Origin of the sequence: Urbifossiella limnaea, assembly GCF_007747215.1 — a bacterium.
Taxonomy (GTDB): Bacteria; Planctomycetota; Planctomycetia; order Gemmatales; family Gemmataceae; genus Urbifossiella; species Urbifossiella limnaea.
This window is the reverse complement of the sequence record NZ_CP036273.1, coordinates 2,784,404-2,810,594: the sequence shown is the minus strand read 5'-3', so window position 1 is coordinate 2,810,594 and position 26,191 is coordinate 2,784,404. Positions and strand designations below refer to the sequence as shown.

General features: G+C 70.4%; 24 protein-coding genes. 16 read left to right on the top strand and 8 right to left on the bottom strand.

Annotation, left to right across the window (positions count from 1 at the left end; all coding sequences use genetic code 11):
- Positions 1–78: 78 nt before the first annotated feature.
- Positions 79–804, bottom strand: a complete 726-nt coding sequence (rnc, locus tag ETAA1_RS11345; RefSeq protein ID WP_145237782.1) for a ribonuclease III — start codon at positions 802–804, stop codon at positions 79–81.
- A 122-nt stretch (positions 805–926) separates the two neighbouring features.
- On the bottom strand, positions 927–2,633 hold the full coding sequence (locus ETAA1_RS11340; RefSeq protein ID WP_145237779.1) for a YncE family protein: 1,707 nt from the start codon (positions 2,631–2,633) through the stop codon (positions 927–929).
- Between the two features lie 280 nt (positions 2,634–2,913).
- Between ETAA1_RS11340 and ETAA1_RS11335 the strand changes: the two genes are divergently transcribed.
- From ETAA1_RS11335 to ETAA1_RS11315, 5 genes are all read left to right on the top strand, one after another.
- The gene (locus ETAA1_RS11335; protein WP_145237776.1) at positions 2,914–4,956 is read left to right on the top strand and encodes a WD40 repeat domain-containing serine/threonine protein kinase; all 2,043 of its coding nucleotides are present in this window, start codon (positions 2,914–2,916) and stop codon (positions 4,954–4,956) included.
- A gap of 180 nt (positions 4,957–5,136) precedes the next feature.
- Positions 5,137–6,042, top strand: coding sequence for a PP2C family protein-serine/threonine phosphatase (locus ETAA1_RS11330; protein WP_145237774.1), 906 nt, complete (start codon positions 5,137–5,139; stop codon positions 6,040–6,042).
- A 79-nt stretch (positions 6,043–6,121) separates the two neighbouring features.
- On the top strand, positions 6,122–7,510 hold the full coding sequence (locus ETAA1_RS11325) for a N,N-dimethylformamidase beta subunit family domain-containing protein (protein WP_145237771.1): 1,389 nt from the start codon (positions 6,122–6,124) through the stop codon (positions 7,508–7,510).
- 172 nt (positions 7,511–7,682) lie between these two features.
- Positions 7,683–8,978, top strand: coding sequence for a Gfo/Idh/MocA family protein (locus ETAA1_RS11320; protein ID WP_202920829.1), 1,296 nt, complete (start codon positions 7,683–7,685; stop codon positions 8,976–8,978).
- A gap of 80 nt (positions 8,979–9,058) precedes the next feature.
- Positions 9,059–9,967 carry a DUF6263 family protein gene (locus ETAA1_RS11315; protein WP_145237765.1) on the top strand — a complete coding sequence of 303 codons (909 nt, stop codon included), beginning with the start codon at positions 9,059–9,061 and terminating at the stop codon, positions 9,965–9,967.
- Positions 9,968–10,200: 233 nt separating this feature from the next.
- Here ETAA1_RS11315 and ETAA1_RS31820 read toward each other — a convergent pair whose 3' ends face one another.
- Complete coding sequence (locus tag ETAA1_RS31820) at positions 10,201–10,377, bottom strand: DUF6800 family protein (protein WP_202920828.1); 177 nt, start codon at positions 10,375–10,377, stop codon at positions 10,201–10,203.
- Positions 10,378–10,507: 130 nt separating this feature from the next.
- Between ETAA1_RS31820 and ETAA1_RS11310 the strand changes: the two genes are divergently transcribed.
- The gene (locus ETAA1_RS11310) at positions 10,508–11,794 is read left to right on the top strand and encodes a glycosyltransferase family 87 protein (RefSeq protein ID WP_145237762.1); all 1,287 of its coding nucleotides are present in this window, start codon (positions 10,508–10,510) and stop codon (positions 11,792–11,794) included.
- Here the strand turns inward: ETAA1_RS11310 and ETAA1_RS11305 are convergent.
- Positions 11,791–13,128 carry a TIGR02996 domain-containing protein gene (locus ETAA1_RS11305; RefSeq protein ID WP_145237759.1) on the bottom strand — a complete coding sequence of 446 codons (1,338 nt, stop codon included), beginning with the start codon at positions 13,126–13,128 and terminating at the stop codon, positions 11,791–11,793. The two genes, ETAA1_RS11310 and ETAA1_RS11305, sit on opposite strands and share 4 nt — an antisense overlap.
- Before the next feature lie 116 nt (positions 13,129–13,244).
- On the opposite strand from ETAA1_RS11305, the gene ETAA1_RS11300 reads away from it, so the two are divergent.
- On the top strand, positions 13,245–13,652 hold the full coding sequence (locus tag ETAA1_RS11300; RefSeq protein WP_145237757.1) for a CBS domain-containing protein: 408 nt from the start codon (positions 13,245–13,247) through the stop codon (positions 13,650–13,652).
- 6 nt (positions 13,653–13,658) lie between these two features.
- Here ETAA1_RS11300 and ETAA1_RS31815 read toward each other — a convergent pair whose 3' ends face one another.
- Entirely contained in the window at positions 13,659–13,808 is a 150-nt protein-coding gene (locus ETAA1_RS31815; protein WP_202920827.1) for a hypothetical protein, read from the bottom strand.
- Positions 13,809–14,070: 262 nt separating this feature from the next.
- Between ETAA1_RS31815 and ETAA1_RS11295 the strand changes: the two genes are divergently transcribed.
- Positions 14,071–15,498 (top strand): serine/threonine-protein kinase, encoded by a 1,428-nt coding sequence (locus ETAA1_RS11295; RefSeq protein ID WP_145237754.1) that lies wholly within the window; start codon positions 14,071–14,073, stop codon positions 15,496–15,498.
- A 25-nt stretch (positions 15,499–15,523) separates the two neighbouring features.
- Here ETAA1_RS11295 and ETAA1_RS11290 read toward each other — a convergent pair whose 3' ends face one another.
- Positions 15,524–16,669, bottom strand: a complete 1,146-nt coding sequence (locus ETAA1_RS11290; RefSeq protein WP_145237751.1) for an endonuclease/exonuclease/phosphatase family protein — start codon at positions 16,667–16,669, stop codon at positions 15,524–15,526.
- A 39-nt stretch (positions 16,670–16,708) separates the two neighbouring features.
- Between ETAA1_RS11290 and ETAA1_RS11285 the strand changes: the two genes are divergently transcribed.
- The 5 genes from ETAA1_RS11285 to serS all read left to right on the top strand — a co-directional run bounded on the left by ETAA1_RS11285 (position 16,709) and on the right by serS (position 21,386).
- On the top strand, positions 16,709–17,272 hold the full coding sequence (locus ETAA1_RS11285; RefSeq protein ID WP_238389419.1) for a hypothetical protein: 564 nt from the start codon (positions 16,709–16,711) through the stop codon (positions 17,270–17,272).
- A 54-nt stretch (positions 17,273–17,326) separates the two neighbouring features.
- Positions 17,327–18,166 carry an amidohydrolase family protein gene (locus ETAA1_RS11280; RefSeq protein WP_145237748.1) on the top strand — a complete coding sequence of 280 codons (840 nt, stop codon included), beginning with the start codon at positions 17,327–17,329 and terminating at the stop codon, positions 18,164–18,166.
- Positions 18,167–18,336: 170 nt separating this feature from the next.
- Positions 18,337–19,485 carry a citrate synthase gene (locus tag ETAA1_RS11275; RefSeq protein ID WP_145237746.1) on the top strand — a complete coding sequence of 383 codons (1,149 nt, stop codon included), beginning with the start codon at positions 18,337–18,339 and terminating at the stop codon, positions 19,483–19,485.
- Entirely contained in the window at positions 19,485–19,991 is a 507-nt protein-coding gene (locus ETAA1_RS11270) for a DinB family protein (RefSeq protein WP_145237743.1), read from the top strand. The genes ETAA1_RS11275 and ETAA1_RS11270 overlap by 1 nt, the downstream gene beginning before the upstream one ends.
- A 102-nt stretch (positions 19,992–20,093) precedes the next feature.
- Complete coding sequence (serS, locus tag ETAA1_RS11265; RefSeq protein ID WP_145237740.1) at positions 20,094–21,386, top strand: serine--tRNA ligase; 1,293 nt, start codon at positions 20,094–20,096, stop codon at positions 21,384–21,386.
- Between the two features lie 54 nt (positions 21,387–21,440).
- On the opposite strand, the gene ETAA1_RS11260 is transcribed toward serS, so the two are convergent.
- Positions 21,441–21,800: a hypothetical protein gene (locus ETAA1_RS11260; RefSeq protein ID WP_145237737.1), complete on the bottom strand. Its 360-nt coding sequence runs from the start codon at positions 21,798–21,800 to the stop codon at positions 21,441–21,443.
- A gap of 764 nt (positions 21,801–22,564) precedes the next feature.
- On the opposite strand from ETAA1_RS11260, the gene ETAA1_RS11255 reads away from it, so the two are divergent.
- From ETAA1_RS11255 to ETAA1_RS11245, 3 genes are all read left to right on the top strand, one after another.
- The gene (locus ETAA1_RS11255) at positions 22,565–23,659 is read left to right on the top strand and encodes a DHH family phosphoesterase (protein ID WP_145237733.1); all 1,095 of its coding nucleotides are present in this window, start codon (positions 22,565–22,567) and stop codon (positions 23,657–23,659) included.
- A gap of 536 nt (positions 23,660–24,195) precedes the next feature.
- On the top strand, positions 24,196–24,660 hold the full coding sequence (locus ETAA1_RS11250; protein WP_202920826.1) for a TraR/DksA family transcriptional regulator: 465 nt from the start codon (positions 24,196–24,198) through the stop codon (positions 24,658–24,660).
- 173 nt (positions 24,661–24,833) lie between these two features.
- Positions 24,834–25,967 carry a S1C family serine protease gene (locus ETAA1_RS11245; RefSeq protein WP_145237730.1) on the top strand — a complete coding sequence of 378 codons (1,134 nt, stop codon included), beginning with the start codon at positions 24,834–24,836 and terminating at the stop codon, positions 25,965–25,967.
- 96 nt (positions 25,968–26,063) lie between these two features.
- Here ETAA1_RS11245 and ETAA1_RS11240 read toward each other — a convergent pair whose 3' ends face one another.
- The gene (locus ETAA1_RS11240; RefSeq protein WP_145237727.1) at positions 26,064–26,174 is read right to left on the bottom strand and encodes an LPXTG cell wall anchor domain-containing protein; all 111 of its coding nucleotides are present in this window, start codon (positions 26,172–26,174) and stop codon (positions 26,064–26,066) included.
- Between the last annotated feature and the right edge of the window lie 17 nt (positions 26,175–26,191).

The following is a 26,191-nucleotide window of genomic DNA, read 5'->3' as shown; positions in this document are numbered from 1 at the left end:
CGGTGGTATCGATTGGAAGGGGGGCCGAACTTCAGTCCGGTGCCCGATCAGGCGGAATAATCAAACACCCGCGGCGGATCAGTGCGTCGGCAACTCCTCACCGCGGATCTCGGCCAGGCCGTTGAGCGCGGCCCGCAGCTCGGCGTCCTTCTTGTTCCGCCCCCAGGCCGGCGGGAACTGGTACCCGGCCGCCTGGGCCGCGACCTTGAAGCACTTGTCGTGGTCCGGCCCCTGCTCGTCCAGCACCGCGTACCGCGGCGCCTCGCCGTACAGCTGCTGCACGACGTGCTGGAACTGCGACTTGGCGTTGGCGCCGACCGCCTCCTGGGCCACGCGGTCGATCTCCGGGCCGACGAACCGCTTCACGAAGTCGCGGGCCGCGTCCCACCCGCCGTCCAGGAAGATGGCCGCCACCAGCGACTCGAACACGTCGGCGAGGATGTTCGACGGCAACTCGCCGTAGTTGCCGACGCCCTTCCCCAGGAACAGGAAGTCGCCGAGGCCCATCTCCTGGCTGAACGCCGCACACGTCTTGCGGCTGACCACCACCGACTTGACCTTGGTCAGGTCGCCTTCCTGGTACTCCGGGAAGCGGCGGAACAGCTCCTCGCAGGTGACGAGGCCGAGGACGCTGTCGCCGAGGAACTCGAGCCGCTCGTTGGAGGCGGCCCGGGTGTTGGCCCCGGACGTGTGGGTGAGCGCGGCCTTCAACAGTTCCGGCTTGCGGAACTGGTAGCCGACGGCGGCCTGGCAGTCGTCGAGAACGGCGCGGTCGCGCGGCACGGTGCGTGGCGGGGGGGGCATTCGTCGGCTCGGAGGGCGAGCGGTGACGGCGAGTGTGAAGAGAAGCTAACACCCAGCCGGGCCGCCGGCAAGCCGACCGGACAGATTGTGACCGCCGTGTGAGAACGGCCGCCGCTCGCAGGCTACTCATCGTCGGGGTCGTCGAGCACGGTCAGGCGGAACTGCTGCTCCGTGCCGACGTCGCCGACTTCTACCCGCAACCGAACAACTGACGTGCGGGCCGCCCCCGTACCCGGCGTCCAAACGACTTCGCCGTTCGGCTTCACCTGCATCCCGGGCGGGCTCTCGACGAGCTTCACGGCGGTGGGGCCGTCGCCGTTCGTCCACACCGCCGGCCGGTACCGCCACTCGGCCGAGCGCGGTGCCCACCGAGACGGGTCGGAGCCGATCACGACGTGGGTTTGAACGAGGTCGGACAACAGTTCCTTGACGTCGACCTTGGTCAGGAGCAACCGCGTGGGGGTGCCGGTGGAGACCACCACAGCCAGCCCCGCCGCCGGCCACAGGTGGACGCGCTGGTCTGCCGTCACCGCCGACAGCTCACCCATTTCTACCCCCTTCGGGCCGCCGACCGACGACAGGGGGACTGAGGCGGCGGCGGCGGCGGTCAGGTGGAGGCGCAGCTCCGGGGTCGGGTCGGCCGCGTCCTGCACCACCTGGCTCAGGAACAGATCGGTCCCCTGGGCGGTGGGAAACGTCAGCCGTTTGGGGCCGGGTTGGAGGGCACCGTCCGGGGAGAACAGTCCTCTCGGCGTGAACACGAGCGCGCCGTTCCGGGCCGGGGTCGCATACTTCGGGGGGTTGGGCCCGGTCGCCCGGAGTACCACCGCGGTCGGGGCGGCCTGTGGCGAGGGGAAGCGGAGCACCGCCGCCCCACTCGCGGTCGACGCGGTCAGCGTCAGGCCGTCGTCGGAGGCGCGGACGTGCGTGTGGGCCGCGCCGAGCCAGTTCGGCACCCCGTACGCCGCCTTTTCCGCCAGCGTGTCGGCGTCGATGACCCGGACCGTCGCCGCACCGTTGATCGGGGCGTTCACCAGGTACAGCGGCCCGTCCGTGCCCGCTCCCACGGCCAGGGCTACGGGCGGCAGTGCGTCCCGCGGACGCTGCACGCTGTGTTCCTTGACCCGCGTTTCCAGGTCCCACCGCTCCAGCGAGTTGCCCGCGTCGTCGGTCCGGAACACGAATAGCTTGCTCGCCGAACCGGCGAACAACGACCGCCCGCCGCCGGTGTCGAACTTGGCGATGACGTCGCCGACGTTCGGGTCGAAGACGTGAACCTCACCCGTCCGCGAGGTACGCAGCAGCAGGTAGCGGCCAGCGGCGGCGCGGCCGACGGCGTCGACCGTGCCGGCGAGTTGAATCTGGCCGCTGTCGGCGGCGTATTTGGTGGACTCGACCGGGCCCGGCCGCGCCCCCGTGTGAACGACGGTCGTGCCTCGGTCGTCGGGGAGGCCGGACAGGAGCGTGAGCGCCGCCCAGCCGAGGAACGACATCGACGCCACGAACCCGAGCCCGAAGCAGCCGAGGACCGCGCACGCGGCGAACACCTGCGGCTTCGGCGGTTCGGTCGGCTCCTCAACCCGTCGCGGCGGGCCGGCCGGCGGCGGCTTCGGCCGCGCCGGAACCACCTCCGCGAGCGGCAGGTCGTCCGCCGGTGCGGCGACCGGCGGGGGGGCCGGCGGTCCGACCTTCAGGTCCGGCCCCGGCTTGGCCTCGACCAACTCGGCGAAGAGCGGGTCGTCGAGGAGCGAGTCGCGGGACGGTTCGATGACCTCCCGGCCGGCGGGTGGCGGTGCGTCGTCGTCCGGCGCGGGGGGCGGGGGGCTCATGGGCACTCCGAGGTGCGAAGTGATGGGATTCTACCGAAGCACCGGCAACGACGGGAGTACCGGTCGGAACGGGGGTGCCGGCGAGCTCATTCCACCGGCAATTTCGCGCCGGCCCGAACGACCGGATCGGCCGGCCGGGCCGCACCCGCGGCATCGCCCCTATGCCCGGACCTGACAGGAGTTAATTCGTGCCACGAGCGGACTCCGGCCGACTGGCCGTGCAGGAGGCCGATTCGTCCGGTATGCTGGTAGGGGTCGAATTCGTCCGGGGGGAGGCCGCGTGGGCCGCCGCCGGATCCTCCCCCACCGAGCCGACCGCGCCGGCACCCCGCCGCGGTCGGACCCGTTCATGGCCAGCCGCGTGAGCCCCGCCGCCGACCCCGACGCCCCGGGCGACCACACCAAGGTCGCCCCGGCCAACCCGTCCCCGTCCGCCGCCGGCCGGGAGGACACGTCCTTCGCGCTCGCCGCCGACCTGGCCCCCGGCCGCGTGCTCAGCGGCTTCGAGATCATCGGCGAGATCAACCGCGGCGGCATGGGCGTCGTCCTGAAGGCCCGCCAGCAGGGGCTCGACCGCATCGTCGCACTGAAGGTCATCTCGCCGACCCGCCTCGGCAACCCGGACGCCCTCCGCCGCTTCAAGCAGGAGGTCCGCGCCGCCGCCTCGGTGGTCATCTCCCCCAACGTCGTCGCCGTCTACCACACCGACCTCGACGGCCCGCTGCCGTTCCTGGCGATGGAGTTCGTGGACGGCATCGACCTGTCGAAGCTGGTGAAGTCGAGCGGCCCGGTGGCCCCCGCCGACGCCGTGTTCTACCTCCAGCAGGCCGCCACCGGGTTGCAGCACGTCCACGAGGCCGGGCTCGTCCACCGCGACATCAAGCCCGCGAACCTGATGGTCACGCCGAACCCGCTGCTGACGAAGGGTAAGAAGACCGGCCGGCTGCCGAAGCTGAAGATTCTGGACATGGGCCTGGCCCGGCACGCGACCGAGGCCAAGGAGGAGTCCGGCCTCACCCGCGACGGCATCTTCCTCGGCACGCCCGACTACGTCGCCCCCGAGCAGGCCGAGGACTCCCGCAAGGCCGACATCCGCGCCGACATCTATTCGCTCGGCGCCTCCATGTACTACATCCTGACCGGCGAGGTGCCCTTCCCCGGCACCACGATCGTGCAGAAACTCCGCCGCCAGATGACCGAGCCGCCGCCGTCGCTCATGGCCAAGCGGCCGGAGGCCGGCCCCGGGCTGGACCTGCTCGTCCGCCGCATGATGGCCCGCAACCCCGACGAGCGCTTCCAGACGCCGTCCGAGTTGCTCGACGCCGTCGACCGGGTGAAGCGCGGCGGCGCGCCCGAGACCGCCACCCACGCACCCATCGGCGTAGCCGGTCAGGCGCCCCTCAACGGCGGGTCGGCGGTGTTCTCGCTGCCGGCCGGGCATACCAGCACGAAGGCCCACGTCGGCGCCGTCAGCGGGTTGCTCGTGAGCGGCGACGGCAAGCAGGTCATCACCGGCGGCCCGGACGGCACCATCAAGGTGTGGAACGCCCTGAAGCTGAAGGAAGTGCGGAGTTTCGAGGGCGACGTGGGGAGCGTCGAGCAGTTGGCGGGCGCGCCGAACGGCCGGTGGATCGCGTCGTGCGCCACCCGGCTGACCGTGCCCGAGATGCGGATCCAGATCTGGGACACCGCCACCGGCACCGAGCACGGCCGCCTGAAGGGCGCCGGCGACAACTACCGCTGCGTGGCCGTGAGCCCGGACGGGAAGCGCGTCGCGGCCGGCAGCGCCGACCGGTCGGTGTGGGTGTGGGAGTTCGCGGCGGACGGGCCGAAGCCGACTCAGTTGCTCGGCCACACCGGCGCCGTGACCGCCGTGGCCTTCCCGAAGTTCGGCGACACCCTGCTGAGCGCCGCCGCCGACGGCACGGTCCGCCAGTGGGGCCTGACGACCGGCAAGGAGCGGGCGTCGCTGAACGGCACGGTCGGCCCGGTGTTGGGCCTGGCGTTCCAGGGGAAGAAGCTGGCCGTGACTGGTAAGGCGCTGGCCGTGCGGCAGACGGACGGCTCGTTCCACCGGTTCGTCGGCCACGACGGGCCAGTTCTCTGTGCCGCGTTCAGCCCGGACGGGCGGCTGCTGGCGAGCGGCGGCTCCGACGGCACGGTGCGCGTGTGGCAGGCCGACGACGGCACCGAGCTGACGACCCTGACCGGCCACGCCGGCCCGGTTCGGTCGCTGAGTTTCGGCGTGGACGCAGGCGTCTTGTACAGCGGCGGCGAGGACGGGACGTTGCGCCGCTGGCCGGTCGAGGCGCCGCTGGGCTGACCGGAGTCGGCGGGCCATCCGTGGTCGGGGGATCACCCCCGAGGCCCGAACCCGGACTGTTGATGTCGCGCCTTCCGCGAGTCCACAACTCGGCGATAGCACGTCTCGCCGCACATCGTTTATACTCCAACCCAGCGGCCGATCTGCCGACAGTGACCTTGCTGGCAGAGGAGGTGGCGGGTGAGCGACACCAACGAGCATGACACGGTGGACGATGTCCCGTCCCTCGGCGGGGGGGCGTCGCGGGCCGTCGGGCCGATCTTCGTCGACGCCGCCGGGCGGACGCACGTCGGGCACGCCCGCAAGTCCAACGAGGACAACTTTCACATCACCCGTTTCGGCCGCTACCTGCGGACGGTCGCGTCCAGCCTCACCGCGCCCGACACGCCGGACGACTTTGAGCAGGTCGGGTATGGATTTGCGGTCGCCGACGGGGTCGGCGGGAGCGCCGCCGGCGAGGTCGCCAGCCGGCTGGCGATCACCCTCATCATCGACCTCGTTCTCCAGACGCCCGACTGGGTGTTCGCCGAGAACGCGATTGACGTTCGAACCGTGATGGCGCGGACGGCACGGCGGTTCGGCCTGGTCAACGACGCCGTCGTCGCCGAGGCCGCGGCGCGGCCGGGGCTGCGCGGGATGGGGTCAACCCTTTCACTGGCCATCAGTATGGGCGCCGAACTGATCGTCGCTCACGTCGGCGACTCGCCCGTGTTCCTGTACCGCGGCGGCCGCCTGCTACGGCTGACCCGCGACCACACGGTCCCCACGTCGCAGCTCGGCGTCCACCCGGCCGTCGCCGCACGCGTCCGGCTCGCCCTGACGCACGCGATCGGCATCCCGGCCACCGGCGGAGCCCCGGAACTGTCCCGCCACAAGCTGGCCGACCGCGACCGCATCCTCCTCTGCACCGACGGGCTGACCGACCTCGTGAGCGAGGACGACATCGCCGACGAGTTGGGCCGCGTGTCGGCCGAGGACGCCTGTCAGGCCCTCGTGGGGCGGGCGCTGGACCGGGGCGGCGGGGACAACGTGACCGTGGTCGTCGCGTCCTTTCGGTTCCCTGGTACGGCCGGCACCACGGGCTGACGCCGGCCGGGCAGTTTGGTTTTGGCACGCGGCCGACGCGGGGAGTACACTGGCGGCGGACCGACTCCCCCGGTGACGTATGCCCCGCCCTACCCGCCGCACCGCACTCGCCGCCCCGTTCGCGGTCGCCGCCGCCCAGCCGGCCACCCGACCGCCCCTCGAAGCCTACACCGACCAGCTCAGCTACGCCCCCGGCGACACGGTTCGGTTCCACGTCTCGTTCGCCGGCGGCTTCGGCGGGCGGCTCGTCCGGGTGGGCGGTGGGGACGCGGTCACCCTGGACCTGCCGGGTGCTCAGGCTGAGGCCCACCCGGTGCTGAAGGACGCCTCGGCGCGCGGCTGTCGCTGGCCGGCAGCACTCGCCTACACGCTGCCTGCGGGCACGCCCACGGGGTACTACCGCACCGAGTTCCGCACCGGCCGCGGGGACGGGGCGGCGGCCGGCGAGTGCTTCTTCGTGGTGCGGCCGAGGCGGCCCGCGGCCGACGCCAAGGTGCTGATTCAGCTCTCGACCAACACCTACAACGCGTATACGAACTGGGGCGGGTACAGCCTGTACGCCTACCACGGCCGCGACAAGGTGCAGGGGCGGCGGGTGTCGTTCGACCGGCCGCTCAGTTCGCAGTTCCGCCAGTGGGAGGAGCACTTCGTCCGCTGGGCCGAGACCGCCGGGTACAGGCTCGACTACTGCGTCAACTCGGACCTGGAGTTCCGGCCCGAAATCCTCGCCGGCTACAAGCTCGTCCTGAGCGTCGGCCACGACGAGTACTGGTCGGCGCCGATGCGCGACAACCTGGAACGCTACATCGGTGCCGGCGGGAACGTGGCCTTCTTCAGCGGAAACACCTGCTGCTGGCAGGTCCGTAGCGAGGACGGGGGCCGGGCGCTGGCGTGCTGGAAGCAGAACTTCGGGGACGACCCTGCGTACATGGCCGGCGACCACGCCAAGCTCACGTCGCTGTGGAGTCATCACCTCGTCAAGCGGCCGGAGAACAGCCTAACCGGCGTCGGCTTCCTGTGGGGCGGGTATCACCGCAGCCACGGGCAGTTCATGGACGGCAGCGGCGCGTACACGACGCACCGGCCCGAGCACTGGCTGCTGGCGGGAACGGGCCTCAAGCGCGGCGACCCGTTCGGGGCGAAGCTGCCGGCGTACAAGGTGGTGGGCTACGAGTGCGACGGCTGCGAGCTGAGCTGGACGAACGGCCTGCCGACGCCGACGGGGCGGGACGGCACGCCGGCGAACTTCGAGGTGGTGGCGACGGCCCCGGCCCGGTGGCACCCGGACGACTGCGAGTGGTACGAGCGCTGGGAGAAGGGCCGCACCGGCAACGCGGTGATCGGCAGCTACACCCGCGGCGGCACGGTGGTGACCGTCGGCAGCACCGACTGGGCGCACGGCCTCCGCGGCAACGACCCCGCGATCACGCGGATCACGCGGAATGTGCTGGACCGCCTCGGTTCTTGAAGCAGAAGCGGGATTAACCACAGAGTCACAGAGAGCACACAGGGAAGACAAGAAGCAGAGAGGAGACGAAGTCTGTGTTCGAACTCTGCTTCGTCTCGGCCTCCTGTCTTTCCTCTGTGCTCTCTGTGACTCTGTGGTTAATCCCGCTTTCCTCCCCTCCCCGGAGCCTGTCATGCCCTCCCGCCGCGTCTTCCTCTCCACCGCCGCGGTTGCCGCCGTACCCGCTTCTGCCCCTGCCGCGCCCGGCCCCGACGCCGTTCCGATCGCCGTCATGGGCTGTGGCGGCATGGGCACGAACCACCTCCGCCTCCTGGCCCAGAACCCGCGCGTCCGCATCACCCACGTCTGCGACGCCGACGCCAACCGACTCGCCGCCGCAGCCAAAATCGCCACCGACGCCGGCCACCCAGGAGCGCCGGTGAAAGACATCCGCCGCGTCCTCGACGACCGCGGCGTTGTCGCCGTGTGGATGGCGACGCCCGACCACTGGCACACCCCCGGCGCGATTCTCGCCGCCGACGCCGGCAAGCACGTGTACGTCGAAAAGCCGTGCAGCCACAACGTCCGCGAGGGCCGGCTGCTGGCCGACGCCGCGGCGCGGAACAAGGTCGTCATCCAGGTCGGCACCCAGGCCCGCAGCACGCCGACGGTCAAGGCCGCGATGGACCGCCTCAAGGGCGGCGCCATCGGCGACGTGCTCGCGTGCAAGGCGTGGAACAGCCAGCTGCGGCGCAACCTCGGCAAGGTGCAGGCGTCGAAGCCGCCCGAGCACCTCGACTACGAACTGTGGCAGGGGCCGGTGCCGGAGGCGCCGTTCTTCAGCAACCGCGTCCCCGGCATGTGGCGGTTCTTCAAGGACTACGGGGCCGGCGACATCGGCAACGACGGCGTTCACAACATCGACGTGGGCGTGTGGGGGATGGGCTTCGACCGGCTGCCGAACCGCGTCGCGGCGCTCGGGTCGAAGGCGTTCTTCGACGACGACCAGGAGTGGCCGGACACGCAGTACGTGGTGTGCGAGTACGACCCCGGCAACGGCGGCCGCACCCGCCGGCAGTTCACCTTCGAGCAGCGCATCTGGTCGCCGTACGTCCAGGAGGGGTACGAGAACGGCAACGCCTTCTACGGCACGAAGGGCGTCCTGATCATCGGCCACACCGTCGGCTGGAAGCTGTACGGCGAGCGGAACCGGCTGATCGAAGAAATGACCGGCAGCGTCGACCTGCGGGCGCACCACAACAACTTCCTCGACGCCGCGACGCGCGGCGCGGCGGCGAACGCGCCCGCGGCGGTGGGGCACGTCGCGGCGGGCATCTGCCACCTGGCGAACATCGCCGGCCAGTTGCGGGCGACGCTCGAGTTCGACCCGCAGCGGGAGGCGGTGTTGAACAACCCGGCGGCGCAGGCGATGCTGTCGCGCCGCTACCGCGAAGGGCACTGGGCCGTGCCGCGCGGCGTCGCGGGCTGACGGCGGGTGCTTGCTTCTGCCGGCCGCGGCGCCTACCGTTCCCTGTGGGCACCTCCCCGCCCCCTACCCCGGAGCAATTGATGCGCCCCGTTCTCGCCCTGGCCCTCACGGCCGGGCTCGTCGTCACGAGCGGCACGGCCCAGGAGCCGGTCACCGTCAAGTGGACCCTCAAGGAAGGGCAGCAGTTCTACGCCAAGGCCGTCACCGACATGGACATGTCGATGGGCATCCTCGGCATGAACGTCGACCTGAAGATGAAGACGACCGCCGTCCAGAAGTTCAAGGTGTCGTCCGTCAAGGACGACTCGACCACCGTCGAGATGACCTTCCTCGACATGTCGATGGAGGCCCAGGGGCTCCCCGGCGGCGGCGGCCTGCCCGGGCTCGGCGACATCGGCGACAAGATCAAGGGGGCCAAGATCGGCGCCGTGCTCGACAAGGAGATGCAGGTCACCAAGCTGATCGGCTACGAGAAGTTCATCGACAAGATCGCCGGCGACGACGACACCGCCCGCGCCCAGCTCGGCGCGCAGCTGTCCGAGGCGGCGGTCGGGCAGATGGTGTCGCAGGCGTTCACGTCGGTGCCGCCGATGCCGGTGAAGGCCGGCGACACCTGGAGCCGGACGACGAAGGTGCCCGCGGCCGGGCTCGGCGACGCGACGGTCAAGGAGAAGTACACGTTCGACGGCGTCTCGAACGGCGTGGCCAAGATCGGCGTGGTCGGCGACATGACGTTCAAGTCGGGCAAGGGCGGCGTGCCGGGCCTGCCGCCGGGGGTGAAGGTGAGCCGGTTCAGCATGAAGGCCGAACAGTACAAGGGGACGCAGCTGTTCGACCTGAAGGCCGGCCGGCTCAAGGAGGGGACCGTGGACATGGTCATGAAGGGTTCGCTGGCCATGTCCGCGAACGGCCAGGACATCGAGATGACGATGCGGATCAAGGCCAAGCAGTCGACCACGGTGACGGAAAAGAACCCGGTCGTGGACTAAGGCGGCATCGCGAGTGGCGAGCGGCCCGCGTGAGCGGGTCGCTCGCCACTTCCACGTCAACCGGCTTGCGGCAGACAAGTTCCGTGCCGCGGGATCCGCACCCACGCGGCGACGCTGAACACCGCGGGTCAACCGGCTTGCGGCAGACAAGTTCCGTGCCGCTGGGGTGGGGCCACTTTCCCGCCGGCCCCACCCCAGCGGCACGGAAGTGAGCTACGGGAACCCGGTTCACGTCACTTCTTGGCGTCGTCCTTGGCCGGCTCGGTCCACCACGGGCTGAGGCGGTGGATCTTGTACAGCACCTTGTCGCGGTCGGCGCCGCTCGTGGTCTCCAGCTTGGCCTTCAGCTTGGCCATCTTCTTCTTCCGGTGGTACCGCCGGCCCAGTTCGATCTGCCGCTCCACGGCCATACAACAGCCCTCCGCTCACGCGCCCGGTTGGAACCGAATGAGTGCAACTTACGCCCCGCCCCCCGCCCCGACAAGCCGGCGCTGGGTAACCCCCGCGCTCGCCGCGGTGCCGGTCGTGTGGTGCCTTGCCGTGCTCGTACTCATGCGGCCCGACGCCGTCGCGGCGCGGGAGGCGATCCCGTTCGAGATCAAGTGGCTGGTCTACGACGAGTCCGACCTGACGGCCCTGGCCCTCCGGGGGGCGAACGCGCACGCCGGTCGCCTTCCCGGCCGGATGGACGAGCCCGAGGGCGTGGACGACACCCGCGACTTCGCACCGTACCTCGACGGCTACGAGCAGCCGCTCGCCGACCGCTACTACCTCGAATACCCGACGCCGACGCTCGCCCTGTTCCGCCTCGGCTTCCTGCACCGGCCGCGCGACCCGAACCTGCTGCCGCCCGCCGTCGCCGACGGGCAGCAGTTCGGCATCGGCTTCCACCACCCGCGCGACGAATCGGAGCGCGCCACGTGGTCGGTTCTCCACGACGGCGTGGTGGCGATCGTCGTCGTGATGACGGCTAGCCTGGTGGCATTAATCCTGATCCTGCGCCGGGGCTACGAGCCGGGCGACCCGCGGCCGTGGGCGTGGCTGTGCGTGTTGCCGGGGGCGGTGTTCTTCTCGCTGAACCGCTTCGACATCCTCCCCGCGATGCTCACCGCCGCCGGGTTCGCGCTACTCGCGCGGCGGTGCGACGGCTGGAGCGGCGCGGCCTTCGCCGTGGCGGCGCTACTGAAGGTGTACCCGGTCCTGCTGGCCCCGGTGATTCTGCGCCACCTCGGCGTCCGCCGCGGGGTCGTGTGGGCGGTGGCGTTCGGGGGCGTCGGCCTCGCCGCGATGGGCGTATCGGTCGCAACGCTCGGGCGGGAGTCGACCGAGGGGCCGATCCGGGTGCAGCTGTCGCGGGACTACGTGGAGAAGAGCTGGACGCTGTACGGGGCGGTGCTGCCCGAGTGGCTGGCCCAAAAGGAGCAGAGCAACGTGCGGCTCGCCGTCCTGGCGGCGGCGGTGCTGTTGGCAGCGGCCACACGCCCGGCGGGGCTGCCGGGCCTCCTGCGGCGGTGCGGCGTGGTCCTCGTGGTGTTCGTGGTCCTGGCGGTGTTCTGGTCGCCGCAGTGGATCGTGTGGTTCCTGCCGCTGCTGGCGCCGCTGGCCCCGCGGCGGCGGTGGGTCGGCGTCGCGGCCGTACTGCTGGACGCGGTCAACTACTTCAACTTCCCCGTGCTGTTCTGGATCCTGTGGAACACCGTCCAGAGTCAGGACGTGCTCGACGTGCTGGCCGCCGCGATGATCTGGGTGCGGGCGGCGCTGTGGCTCGGGCTGGCGGCGGGGCTGGTGTACGACGAGTGGCGGGCGACGCGCGGGGCGACCGGCTAACGCTCGCGGCGTGCCGGGAACGCGACGCGGCGCCGGAGTTCGTCCACGTTGCCGGCGTCGGGGTTCGGGGCGTCGTGGTCCAGCGCCGCCATCGGCCCCGAGCCGTCCACCGGATTACCGGTCACGTCCGGAATGACGCCGCGGGCCACGGCCGCGTCGCGGACGGCGTTCACCCCGCGCCACGTCAGCCGGTTGCCGCTCACGTCGATCGCCTGGAGTCCGGGAAGCCCCCGCGCCACGGCGTCGGCCAGGACGAAGGCGCCGGCGTCGGTGATCTGGTTCCGCGACAGCCGCAGCCGCTTCAGCCGCGCCGCTCCGGATGAGGCCACGAGAACTGCCGCACCACGGTCGCCGAGGTAATTCTTGTCGAGGTCGATGGCCGTCGCCTTCAGCAGGTCGGGACACGCGGCCAGTGCCTCCGCCCCCGCCGGGCCGACGGCGTTCGCCCGAAAATCGACGCGGCCGTCCCGCGCCAGCATTCGCCGGAACAGGTCGGAGCCCGCCAGCGCCGCCGCGCCGCCGTCTCCGACGTGGTTCCCGGCCAACCGCAGGGCGCTGAGCCGGGCCAGCGTGCAACTTGCAACCAGCGCCCGCACGCCGGCGTCGTTCACGTCGTTGCCGCCGAGGTCGAGATCGGTGAGCCCCTGGAGGTGCGGCGAGTCGGCGAGCGCCGTCACGCCGTCCCAGGTGACCTGGCCGTTGTCGTTTAGCGACAGCCGCTGCAGGCCGGCGAACACCGGTGACCGCGCCAGCCCGCGGACGCCGGTGTCGTCGAGCCCGTTGAACGACAGGTCGAGGCCGCGGAGGCGCGGCAGGCGCGGGCCGCGGGCCAGTTGCTCGGCGCCGGCGTTGCCCAGTTCGCCGCCGGCGAAGCTGATTTCTTCCAACTGCGCCAGCGCCGGGCAGGCCAGCAGCCGCGGCAGCACACGGGCGGGGTCGAGGAGGTGGACGCGGCGGAGGTACGACCGGCCTGAGGGCGTTCGTGTCCGGGCGATTAGTTCCTCGCCACGGGCGGCGAACACGCCGGCATCCACGGAAACCGAATCGGGCAAGCCGCGGCGGAACTCGACACCGCCGACCAGGCCGCGTAGCGGCTCCGTCCACGCGGCCTGATGACGAGCGAGGAGGTCGGTCTGTTGGTCCTTCAGGGCCGGCCGCCGCGGGTGGTCGTCGGGCATCCGCGCCAGCGCGAGCTGCACGCGGATCAGGTCGGCGCGGGCGGCGTCGGCGGGTGTGCCGGTGTCGGCGAGGAAGTCGGCGTAGACGAGCCGCGGCGCGTCGTCGCCGGGCCGGGCGAGGATCGCGTCGAGGAACGGGAGCTCGTCGGGTGACATGGTAGTGGGATTCTACCCCCCGGCGGGGACGAACGCGACGGGGAACCACTCACCGCTTGACACCCGGCCCGCGGTCTGTGACTGTGACCGTATCACCCCCCACCCGAGTGAACACGATGGCCGCCCCGCTCACCCTGCTCGCCGACACCGCGGCCGACCTGATGACCGCCGGCCCGGTGTCCATCCACGGGTCCGCGACCGTCAACGAGGCCGCGGCCTTCTTCGCCTCCCGCGGGTTCGGCGCGGCCGCGGTGCTCGACGCCGCCGGACGGCCGGTCGGCGTCGTCACCAAGTCGGACCTGCTCATTCACGCCTGCGGACTGGCCGAAGGGGTGGAACACGTCCGCACGCCGGTTGACAGCGTGATGACGCCGACGGTGTTCTCGGTGCGACCCGACACGCCGGCCGCGTCGGTGGTGGCCCAGCTGGTAGCGCTGAGCGTGAAGCACCTGTTCGTGGTGGACGCGGCCGGCGTGCTGGTGGGGGTCATCACGCCGGCGGACGTGATCCGCAAGTTGGGCTGAGGCGGGCTACTTCGGGGCGTTCATCAGCAGGTAGTTGGCCAGCCCGACGCACACGCACATCAGGAACAGTACAAGCCAGGCCTGGAACAGGATGCTGTCGGCGGTGCCGTACTCCGGCATGGTCTGCGGGGCGTCCGGCTTGTCGTGGGTGTTCATCGCGGCTCCTCCTGCCTCCCATCATCGGCTGGCGGACCCGCCGGTTCCAGTCTGAACGGGCACCCAGTACCGGCTCGGGGTCGAGTCGCGCCGGTAAGACGGCCCCGCCGGGCGGCGGGGGCTGCGTCGGGTCTGCCGCTTTGACCGACAAATTCGGACTGTCGGAGGGCGAATTCCCCTCTGCCGGTCTGAGACGACGAGCTAGAATTCAGGGTATCTCGCCTGACCTGCTCAGCCGGCCCGCCTCACACCGTCAGGCCGAATGGTGATCGCGTCTGCGGAATCCCTGGTCGAAGCCGTCCGCGACAGCGGCCTGTTCGCCCCTGCCGCGGTCGAGGCACTGGCCCGCGCCGTCGCGCCGTTCGGCGACGACACCCAGGGCGCACTCAAGCACGTCGTCGAACGCAACCTCGTGCCCGTCTACCAGCTCCGCAAGGTGATCCACGGCAAGGCCGCCGACCTGATCGTCGGCCCGTTCGTCGTGCTGGACAAGCTCGGCGAGGGCGGCATGGGGAAGGTGTACAAGGCCCGCGACACCCGCACCGGCCGCATCGCGGCGCTGAAGGTCGTTCGGCCGCAGCTCCTGGCGAACCCGGTCATCCGCGGGCGGTACGAGCGCGAGGTGCGCGCCGCCCTGAGCCTGCGGCACCCCAACATCGCCGCCGCCTACGAGGGCGGCGAGGCGGGGGGGAAGGTGTACCTGGCGCTGGAGTTCGTGGACGGCATCGACCTGGCCCGGCTCGTGCGCACCTACGGCGTGCTGCCGGTGCCCGAGGCGTGCGAGTACCTCCGGCAGGCGGCGCTGGGGTTGGCCCACGCCCACGCACAGGGGTTCGTTCACCGCGACATCAAGCCGGGGAATCTGGTCGTGGCCGGGGAGCGGCACCACCCGGACGCGACCGAACCGGCGGTGGTGAAGCTCCTCGACATGGGCCTCGTCCGCAACGTGGGCCTCGACGACGAGATGGCCGGCGACCTGACGCGGGCGGGCACCGTGGTCGGCACGCCGGATTACATGTCGCCCGAGCAGGCGAAGAACAGCAGCCTGGCGGACCACCGGGCCGACCTGTACGCCCTCGGCGGGGCGTTCTACTTCCTGCTGACGGGGAAGCCGCCGTTCCCCGTCGGCAGCCCGATCGAGAAGCTCCTCCAGCACCAGCTCGACGCGCCGCCGCCGATCCAGGCCATCCGGCCGGACGTGCCCGACGATTTGGCCCGACTCATCACCCGGCTCCTGGCGAAGAAGCCTGAGGACCGCCCGCAGTCGGCCGCCGACGTGGCCGCCGCGCTGTGGCCGTTGACGAAGTTCACCCCCGAGTCGGCAAAGGTGCGGATGAGCGGCACCGTGCCGGTTCTGAGCAAGTCGGACAAGTCCGAGACGGGGAGCGTGGCCTCGGCCGATACGGTGTCACCCCCCGGCCCGGGCGTGAAGTTGCCGAAGCGACGGCCGCGGCAGGTGCCGATGGATCAGCCGTCCGTCGCCGAGTCGGCCCCCGTACCGCCAACGCCACCGACGCCCGAGGTGGTGAAAATTCCTCCGCCAGCCCCGGCCCCGGCCCCGGTCGTGGAGCAGTTGGACGAGGAGGAGGACGAGCCGCGCCGCGAAGTGCCGGGGTGGCTCGTGGCTCTCGTGTCGGCGGTCCTCGCCGCGGTCACAGCCGTCGTGGTGTGGAAGATGATGGGGCGGTGAGAGCGTCGCCGATCGCGTTGACGAATTACTGCTCCAGGAGCTTCAAGGTCACCGTCACGGGGAAGTGGTCGGCGTAGCCGCGCTGTACCGCCTTGTCGTTCTTGTCGCCGAACCGCCACGGCCGCCGTGCCACGGTTCCCGCCCGGCTCATCCCGGCCGTGGGCACGGCGACCGAGTCCGGGTCGCAACCCCACCCCACCGCGTCCAGCAGCCCCGGCGACACGGCGACCTGGTCGAAGATCGACGCCTTGCGGTCGCGGTCGTAATAGATGGTGCTGAACCGGTCCAGCGGCTTCCCCGACAACAGCCCGAACAGCTTCGCCTGCCGCGCCGCCGCGGCCACCGCCGCGCGGTCGGCGGTGACGCCGAGTACGTTGGCGACCGCGTCCGATTCGGGGTCGTCGTTGAAATCGCCACACACCAGGAAGTCCACGTCCGGCTTCGTCGTCAGGTCGCGCTCGTAGCGCTCGCGGATGACGCTGGCGTACTTGTTGCGGCCGCTCCCCTTGTGCGTGCCGTCGTCGGACAGCTGCGAGGTCCAGTGCGAGGCGATGAGCGTCAGGTCCGCCCCGTTGGCGACGACGTGCGTCTCCAGGACGCGGAGGTTGTGCGTGCCGAGTAACTTCGTGCGCTCCAGCGGCAGCTTCGAGATCACACAAGGCGCCATGAACCGGCCGGCGTTCGCGGCCAGTTCCTTCATGGCGACGTGCTCGTACTTCGCGGCCCCGGCCGGCAGCTTCTCGTTGAGCGCGTCGCGCAGCAACTCCGCGGCGCGAACGCTCTCCACCTCGACGCAGGCGAGCACGTCGGGGCCGTTGCCGCCGTTCTGCTTCAGGATGATCTCGGCGAGGCGGTCGAACTTCAGCCTGCGCGCGGCGGCGTCCTCGGCGAACCAGTTGTCGTAGGGCTCGTCGATGCTGTTGCGGCGGTCGTCGCGGTCGTCGAACAGGTTCTCGACGTTCCAGAACATGAAGGCCACGGCGCCCGGCGCGACTGCCGCCGGCGTCGACGGCGGCTCCGCCGACGGTCCGCCGCGGCGCGAGTACACGACGAGCGCGACCGCGCCGACGACGAGGGCGAGGACCACGACGACGACCTTGCCGGCGGTGGGGAGGCCCAGAAACGTGCGGAACGCGGCCTCGGCGGCCTTCTGGTTGCGTCTGCGGCTCACGCGGCACCGATTCGGCTGGACAGGGTTAGTGGCGATGATATGACCCGACCGAGCCCCGGGGTCGGGGCGCACCCGGGAGGGGCGGCCATGCAGGCGGGGCGGATCGGGTACGCGGCGGCCGGCGTGGCACTGGGCGTGGTCGCGGCGGCGTTCTACCTCGGCCAGCCGCGGCCGGCCGGGGCCGCGTCCAACGACCGGCACGGCGACACCATCATGGCCACCGGCGCGGTGTCGGTCAACCCGCGCATCCAGACCGACGGCGTCTGGCTCCTCGACTACAAGGCCGGCAAGCTGCTCGGCACCGTGGTGGACCGCACCGCCGGCAAGATCGTCGGCTGGGCCGAGGTGGATCTGCGGAGCGAGTACGAGATTCAGGCGCTGCAGGACGTGCACTTCCTGATGACCACCGGGTACATCACGCAGGGCCAGTCCGCGCTGTACCTCGCGGAGACGAGCACGGGCAAGTTCGGCGTGTACACGATGGGGCCGGGGCCGAACGGCACCGGCGTCGTGATTCGTCGCCACGACATGACACAGTTCCGCGCAGGGGCCCCGGCGCCGGGCGTGGTGCCGGCCGCGGGCGTGGCGCCGAAGATGCCCTGACCGCCCGACCACCCATAGCATGATCGGGACCGGACCCGCACCACGGGCCACCCGATGATCGACGTTCACATCCACGCGGTCCCGCCGAACCTGCCCGGGGTGGGGCCGCTGTCGCCGCTGCTGAAGCTCGCCCCCGAAACCATCGCCGCCGAGCTGCGGGCGCAGATGCAGACGGCCGGCGTCACCCACGCACTGGCGATGGGCCAGTGGGCCGCCGGCGACGACGACCCGCTCGGGGTGAACAAGACGCTCGACATTGCGGCCCTCGTCCCCGGCCTGAAGGCCATCGGCGCCTGCGACCCCACGCGCACCGACGACGCCCACTTCGACCGCTGCGCGGACGTACTCGCCGCCGGCCGCGTCGTCGCACTGAAGTGCTACCTCGGCTACCTGCACTACGAGCCGGCGCACCCCCACTACCGTCGCTACTACGAGCTCGCCGCCCGCTACCGGGTGCCGGTCATGTTTCACTGCGGCGACACGTACTCCCCGATGGCCAAGCTGCGGTTCGCCCACCCGCTCGGCGTCGACGAGGTGGCGGTCGATCACCCGGACGTGCGGTTCGTGATCTGTCACCTCGGCAACCCGTGGGTGACCGACGCGGCGGAAGTCATCTACAAGAACATAAACGTGTGGGCCGACCTGTCGGGGCTGCTGGTCGGCGACGACGGGGTGCTGAGCTCCGAAGAGGCGAAGGCGCTGGCCGCAGACCTGGTGCGCGAGGTGCGGCGCGGGATGAAGTACGCGGAGCGGCCGAACCGCTTCCTGTACGGCACCGACTGGCCGCTGGCGCCGATGCCCGCGTACCGCGACTTCGTCCGCGACGCGGTACCGGCCAAGTTCCACGACTGCGTGTTCGAGGAGAACGCCCGCCTGCTGTTCCGGCTCGCATAGGCGAACCGGCGGCGGACGCCGCCGTGTGACGTCGCTCAGAGCCCACGCGGTCGCGGCTGGTGCCCTCACCCGGCGGCTGACGCCGCCGGTTCGCCCTGCCCGCCTGTCCGCCCCGCGGCCGTTGGATACAACCCCTCAAAGCCCGCCTCGCCGCCCTCCCGAGACCGTACATGAGCACCGAACCCGAGTACCGGCCCGGCCTCGAAGACGTGCCGGCCGCGAAGTCCGCGGTCAGCTTCCTGGACGGCAAGAAGGCCCGGCTCGAGTACCGCGGCATCCCGGTCGAGGTGCTCGCCAAGGAAAGCTGCTTCGAGGAGGTCGCCTGGCTCCTCATCAAGGGCGATCTGCCGACGCAGAAGCAGCTCGCCGAGTTCGACCACGACCTGCGCCATCGCCGCGCCATCCACTACCGCCTCAAAGACCTGGTGAAGTGCCTCCCCGCCGACGGGCACCCGATGGACGCGCTGCACGCCACCGTCGCGGCGCTCGGCATGTTCTACCCGTGCAAGACCGTCTCCGACCCCGCCAAGAACTGGGACGCCACGCTCCGGCTCGTCGCGGCCATGCCCACGGTCGTGACGGCGTTCGCGCGGGCACGCCGCGGCGAGGAAATCCTCGAGCCGCGGGCCGACCTCGACCACTCGGCGAACTTCTACTACATGCTCACCGGCAAGGAGCCGACGCCGGCGACGCGGAAGGTGCTCGACGCCTGCCTGATCCTGCACGCCGAACACACGATGAACGCCAGCACGTTCACCGCCCGGGTGACCGGCTCGACGCTCGCCAACCCGTACCACGTCGTCGGGGCCGCGATCGGCTCCCTGGCCGGGCCGCTGCACGGCGGGGCGAACGAGGAGGTGCTCCACCAACTCGCCGAGATCGGCAGCGTGGAGAACGTGAAGCCCTGGCTCGACGCCAAGCGCGCCGCCGACCCGAAGTTCAAGGTGATGGGGCTGGGCCACCGCGTCTACAAGGTGAAGGACGGCCGGGCGACCGTGGTGCAGGAGGTGGCCGAGCAGGCGTTCGCCGAGACGAGCCGACCCAAGACCTACGAGATCGCCCTCGAGCTCGAGAAGTACTGCGAGGGCATCTATGGCCCGAAGGGGATTTACCCGAACGTCGATTTCTACTCGGGCGTCGTGTACCAGAGCCTCGGCATCCCGGTGGACGTGTTCACCCCGATCTTTGCCATCGCCCGGGTGGCGGGGTGGCTGGCCCACTGGCACGAGCAGCTCGTCGGCAACCGCATCTTCCGGCCGGAGCAGATTTCGACCGGCAAGCACGACGTGAAGTACGTGCCGCTGGCCGAGCGGCCGTGATGTCGCAGCGCCTCCGCGACGCCCTCGACTCCCTCCGGTTCGCGCGGGCGTACAGCCTGCCGCTGATCGACTCGTTCGCCCCGGACGAGTGGTTCACGATGCCGCCGGGGGGTGTCACCCACCTGGCGTGGCAGGTCGGCCACCTGGCGATGGCGCAGTACCGCATGTGCATCGAGCGCGTCCGCGGCGTCCGGCCCGAGGACGCCGAGCTGATCGCCCCGGACGTGCTGGCGCTGTTCGTCCGCGAGTCGGTGCCGGACCCCGACCCAGGTCGCTACCCGAACCCGGCCGAGCTGCGGGCCGTCCTGGACCGGGTGAACGAGAGGGTGCTTGCGGACCTGGCCGACTGGCCGGACGCCGACCTGGACGGCCCGCCGGCGATGACCTCGCACAAGTACGCGAAGACGAAGCTGGAGTGCGTCCGCTGGTGCGCCGCGCACGAGATGCTGCACGCCGGGCAGATCGGCCTGCTGCGGCGGATGCTCGGCCGGCCGGCGCTGTGGTGAGAAACCAAGACAAGCTCACGCAGAGGCGCCAAGCTGCGAAGAAAACCAGGGTCTCTTCGCGGCTTGGCGCCTCTGCGTGAGATTCTTCCTAACGGACCCCTCATGCTCGATGCCGCCTTCGTCCGCGACCACCTCGCCGCGGTCAAAGCCAACTGCGCCAACCGCAACGTCTCGGCCGACGCCGCCGACCGGGCCGTCGCCGCCGACGACGAGCGGAAGCGCCTCGTGAAGTTGCGCGACGAGACGAGCGCGAAGGCCAACGCCAACTCCAAGCTGTTCGGCGCCGCCAAGACGCCCGAGGAGAAGGACGCCGTCCGCCAGCAGGGCGCCGCGTTGAAGGAAGAAGTGGCTCGCCTCGAGGTGCAGTTGAAGGGCGTCGAGGAGGAGTTGAAGACGCACCTGCTTCAGTTGCCGAACATGACCCACCCGGCCGCCCCGGTGGGCACCGACTCGGCGGCCAACGTAGTCGTCGCCGAGTTCGGCAAGAAGCCCGCCTTCGACTTCGCCCCGAAGGATCACGTGGCGCTGTGCGAGTCGCTGGACCTGGCCGACTTCGAGGCCGGCACCCGCGTCGCCGGGCAGAAGTTCTACTTCCTCAAGAACGAGGCCGCGCTGCTCGAAATCGCGCTCGTTCAGTACGCGGTGCAGGCCTGCGTCAAGGCCGGGTTCACGCCGGTCATCACGCCGGACCTGGCGCGGGTCGAAGTGCTCGAGGGCATCGGCTTCCAGCCGCGCGACAACGCCGAGACGCGGCAGGTGTACACCGTCGCCGACACCGACCTGTGCCTGATCGCCACCGCGGAGATCACGCTCGGCGGGATGCACAAGGACCGCATCTTCGACGAGGCCGAGTTGCCGAAGCGGTACGTCGGGCTGTCGCACTGCTTCCGCACCGAGGCCGGGGCCGCCGGCCGCGACACCCGCGGGCTGTACCGCGTCCACCAGTTCACGAAGGTGGAGATGTTCGCGTTCTGCACGCCGGAAAACAGCGACGCCATCCACGAGGAAATCCGCACGCTGGAGGAGCAAATCTTCACCGGCCTCGGGCTGCACTTCCACGTCATCGACACGTGCACCGGCGACCTCGGCGGCCCGGCGTACCGCAAGTACGACCTGGAAGCGTGGATGCCGGGCCGCGGCGCGGGCGGCGACTTCGGCGAGATCACGAGCACGAGCAACTGCACCGACTTCCAGGCGCGGCGGCTCGGCATCCGCTACAAGGGGAAGGGCTTCAAGGGGACGCGGTTCGTCCACACGCTCAACGGCACCGCCGTGGCCTGCACCCGGGCACTGGTGGCGATCCTGGAGAGCTACCAGCAGGCCGACGGGAGCGTCGTCATTCCCGACGCACTGCGGCCGTGGGTGGGCAAGGACGTGATCGCGGCGCGGAAGTGACTGGCGTTGCAGCTTCGCGCTGAGAAGCGCGAAGCCGCAAGCGGCGTATGCAGATTACTTCACCGGCGCCGTCGCGGCCGCGCCGCAGCAGGCCGAGCAGTCGATCTCACACAGCGGGCAGCCGTCGCAGGTCGCGCCGCAGTCGGCGCACGGGGTGGCACAGCACGTGGCGGTCGCGGCCGGCTTGGCGGCGCAGCAGGTTCGCGCGGCCGGGGTCGTCGGGGCGGTCACGGCGGCGCCGCAGCAGGCCGAGCAGTCGATCTCGCACTTCGGGCAGCCGTCGCACCCGTCGGCACAGGCGGCACAGGGGTTGGCGCAGCACAGGGTCGTGGTGCGGCTCACGGCAGTGTAGCCGAAGGCGCTGCCGACGATGGTGCCGACCACGGCGGCGGCGATGGACAGAATCCTCGTCATGTCTGGGTCTCCACGTTCGATTGAGTGTGTGTCGAAAATTCGCTCCGGGACACGCCCGGACGGCGTTGCACGGACGCGACGGCGCGTCAGATGGGGATTCACACTCTGGAACGGGTCAACAGTGCATGACGTGGCGGTCGAAGAGCGCGGCGGAGCGGGCGTCTATCCCGGCTCGTTCGGGCAGATTTCGCCCCGCCACGAACGCCGGGTGTACGGGGGCGACGGTCGCCAGGAAAACCGGCAGGAGCTCGCCAGTAAAGTCCGGCGGCAGCGGCTGGGGTGAGGGGTCGGCCGTGATGGCAACCGCCTGACCGTCGCAGAAGATGCAGTGCGGATTCGCCGGAAGCGGTTTGGGCGATGGGGTTTCCGGCGTCGCGGGGGCTTCAGATTGGCAGCAATGCGGACAAGTGTGAACAGGGGCAGGTTCGGCCGCGACAACGGCCGCGGAACCGGCGAAAAGCCAGCGGGCCTGGCAGCAGCAGAGGGCTGGGGCGATGACCAGCATCAGCACCAGACCGACCCGAACGAGTGCCTGCAACGAGCACCTCGTGTGACTTCAGCGAACCCGCGCGAATTATGACGTTCCCTCAGACAAAGTCAAGCCCCCCGTGCCGCCACTCGACCGCGTTGAGGCCAACCGGCGTTGGCGGCCGGTCGGCGACCGGGTAAAACGGAGGGACGCTCTCGGATCGAGCGTTCGCCTGCCTGCCCCGGAGTCGGGCCGCACGGACCGCGGCCGCGGGGTCGTCGGAGGTCGAACCCATATGGCGCGATCGAGCGCCGACCCCGAAGGGGTCACGCGGTCGGGGACCGTCGGCATCCGCCGGTCTCACCGTTTCCTGTCCGGCTTGAAGACCGCCGAACGCGTCGTCTTCGTGTCGCACGTCCAGCCCGACCCGGACAGCCTCGGCTCCATGCTGGGGCTCGCCCACCTGGTCGAGCAGAAACTCGGCAAGCCCACCCTCATCACCCGCGACGGCCTCATCAGCCGGGCCGAGAACCGGGCCATGGTGAAGGTACTGAACCTCCACCTCACCAAGGTCGAGGACGTGGACTGGCGTCCCGGCGACGCCGTGGTGATGGTGGACAGCCAGCCGAACACCGGCCGGCACACGCTGCCGGAAGACGCGCCGCTGTACGCCGTCATCGACCACCACGACACCCCCGGCGACCTGGACAACGTGCCGTTCACCGACATCCGGGCCTCGCACGGCGCAACGTGTACTGTGGTGACGAAGTACCTGCGCGAGCAGGACTGCGACATCCCCGAGAAGTTGGCGACCGCCCTGCTCTACGGCATCGAGACGGAGATGGCCGGCTTCCCCCGCGAGGCCAACCCCGCGGACGACGACGCGCTCATCTTCCTCTACCCGCTCGCGGACAAGGACCAGATCGCCCAGATCCGCAACGCCCGCCTGCCGCACAGCCACTTCGAGTGCCTGCTGCAAGCGCTGCAGAGCAGTTTCATCTACGACAACCTCATCATCAGCTGGGTGGACGACCTGCCGCAGCCGGAGCAGGCCGCCGAGGTGGTCGATTTCATGATCCGCTTCGACCAGGTCGATTGGGCCGTGTGCGGCGGCGTGTACAAGGATCAGCTGATTCTGTCGGTGCGTGCCGCGATGGCGGACGCGCGCTCGGGCGACATCCTGCGTCAGGTGGTCGGAAAGCTCGGCAAGGCCGGCGGCCACGACCGCCGCGCCGGCGGCAGCATCCGACTCACGAGCACGGCACCAAGCGCGGTCGACGAATTACAGGCGGAACTGCGGCGGCGGTTCTTGAAGGCGCTGAAGATCGACGACACCCGCGGCCGTCGCCTGGTGCCGCTGCGGGAGATGCTGCAGAACTTGCAGTCGTGACACCCGAGTGATGCGCGGGGCCTGTGGATGGTTTTCTCAGACCTCAGGCTCCGCTGATGTCGGCGCAGACTGGAGCCTGACGCTACCATCCGTTCACCGCTGCACCACTTCGCAACACATGCCCGATTTTGCGCAGCCCCACACCCCCACCCGGATTTGCCCAATCCGGCCAACCGGCTGTGTCGTCGGAGTTTTCGCCAAGCCGCCGGAAGCATTCTCAATTCCGCCCCGCCCGGGTGCCGAGACGAAAACGGTTTGCGGCACGCCGGTTGCATTGCGGCAGGAAACCGCGATAGTGACGGGTTCGTGAAGAACCCGAATCCTGGCGGCGGAACCCCGACTCCAAGTGGTGCCGAGCGGCGAAGTTAAGCTCAGGACGGCGGGACAGACCCGCGGCCCGGCTGGAAAGACCTGCCCGGCACGACACTAGTATCCGATGGGGGCCGACAGCGTGTCGGCTCCACGACCCCCGAACCCGTCAGGCTCCCACCGGTAACAACCGGACCGGAAGCTATGCCCCCTGGAGGTGGCGAGCCGTGGCACGAACTGACGCACTCCTGCAACTCCATAGAGCCCTCGTCGGCCGCCGGACCGAACTCCGCAAGCGGCTCGGCATGGAACTCGACATCCTCTCCGCCGGGAAGGGGATGCAGCGGGCCGGCGACGCCGCCGACGCCGCCTTCGACAGTAGCGGCGAGGAACTCTCCTCGCAGTTGGCCGAGCTCGAAGCCAAAGAGCTGGTCCAGGTCGAGCGGGCTATCCGCCGGCTGAAGAACGGCAGCTACGGCACGTGTGAGGGCTGCCAGACCAAGATCCCGATGGCGCGCCTGTCCGCCCTCCCGTACTCGACGCTGTGCATCAAGTGCCAGCGTGAGTTCGAACGCGACGGCAGCGTCGGCGACTACACCGGCGAGGCCGACTACGGCCGCATGGCCGATCACGGCAACATGGACGAGCGCGAGGTCCGCCTCGCCGACCTGGAGATCGACCTGAGCCGGTAACGCCGGTTGAAGGACTCCGACAAGGCCCGCGGTCTGCAACGACCGCGGGCCTTGTGCGTTTCGTGCGGCCACCCGTCGCGACCACTTCCGTGAGCTCGTCCGGAATTTCTCAAGCCCCCTTGCCCGACCCGTTAGAGTGCGGGTGTGGTACTTCCCGGCCGGGAGGGTTGCGCATGGTCCGTCGATTCGCCGTGGCGGTGGGGCTGGGTGGGTGTGCCCTTCTGGGAGGGGCCGCCGCACAACTCGCGTTCCACGCACCACCCCCCGCGGCGGCGCACGGCCTGCCGCTGCCGCCGATTCCCACCGTGACCGAAGTCAACGCCACGGTCCCGCCCGCGGACCGGTTCCCCGGCGTCGTTCGTAGCGTGTCGCCGGCCGTGGTCGCCGTGGATGCGGTGAAGCCGAGCACGGGCACGGCAACTGGCAAGGCGAAGGAGGAATCGGGCTCCGGCGTTATCGTCCGCTTCCCGGGTATCGCCGGGTGCGTGGTCGTCACCAACAACCACGTCGTCGGCGACGCCCCGCGCGAGAAGGTGTACGTCACCCTGTCCGACGGCCGCATCCTTCAGCCGACGCGCATCCTGGCCGACCCCGAGTCCGACGTGTCGCTGTTGCAGCTGGCCGACGAGTCGCTGCCCGCGTGTTCCTTCGCGGACAGCGACCGCGTGGTCCGCGGGCAGTACGTGCTGGCGTTCGGGAGCCCGTTCGGCCTGAACCAGACGGTGACGCACGGCATCATCTCGGCCACCGACCGCGGCCAGATCAGCCTCGGCTCGACGATCCGCATCAAGGAGTTCCTCCAGACCGACGCGTCGATCAACCCCGGCTCGAGCGGCGGCCCGCTCGTAGACCTGGACGGCAAGGTGGTCGGCATCAACACGGCGATCGCGTCGCAGAGTGGCAACAATACCGGCGTGTCGTTCAGCATCCCGGCCAACCTGGTGAAGCGGGTGGCGGGTCAGCTGTTCGAGAAGGGGGCGGTGACGCGCGGTTACCTGGGCGTGCAACTGGCGGCGACGATCGACCCGGCCGAGGCGCTGCGGGTGGGGCTGTCGAAGGTGTGCGGCGGGCTGGTGGAGATTGTCCACCCGAACACGCCGGCGGCGGCCGCGGGGCTCCGCGCCGGTGACGTGGTGCTGCGGCTCGAGGACGTGGAACTGCGCGACGAGCACCACCTTATCAACCTGATCTCGGCACTGCCGCCGGGCCAGCGCGTGCGGCTGACGGTATGGCGTGACCGGCGGGCGGAGGCGCTGAGCGTGCTGATCGGCGAGTACGCGGCAGGGCGGCAAGCGTTCCGGCGCTGAAGTGAAGCGCACGGCAGGCCGGGGGCGTGAGCCCCCGGATTCTGCGGAATCTACTAAAGGATCCGGGGGCTCACGCCCCCGGCCCGCCGGCGCACCTTAATCCTCGTCCTTGTTCCGCTTCTGGAGGAAGATCATCAGGCCGACGAGGCCCAGCAGGAGGACGACACCCGCGACGAAGAACATGGGACTGCCGATGAAATCGCCCATACCTCGGTCCTTCCAGA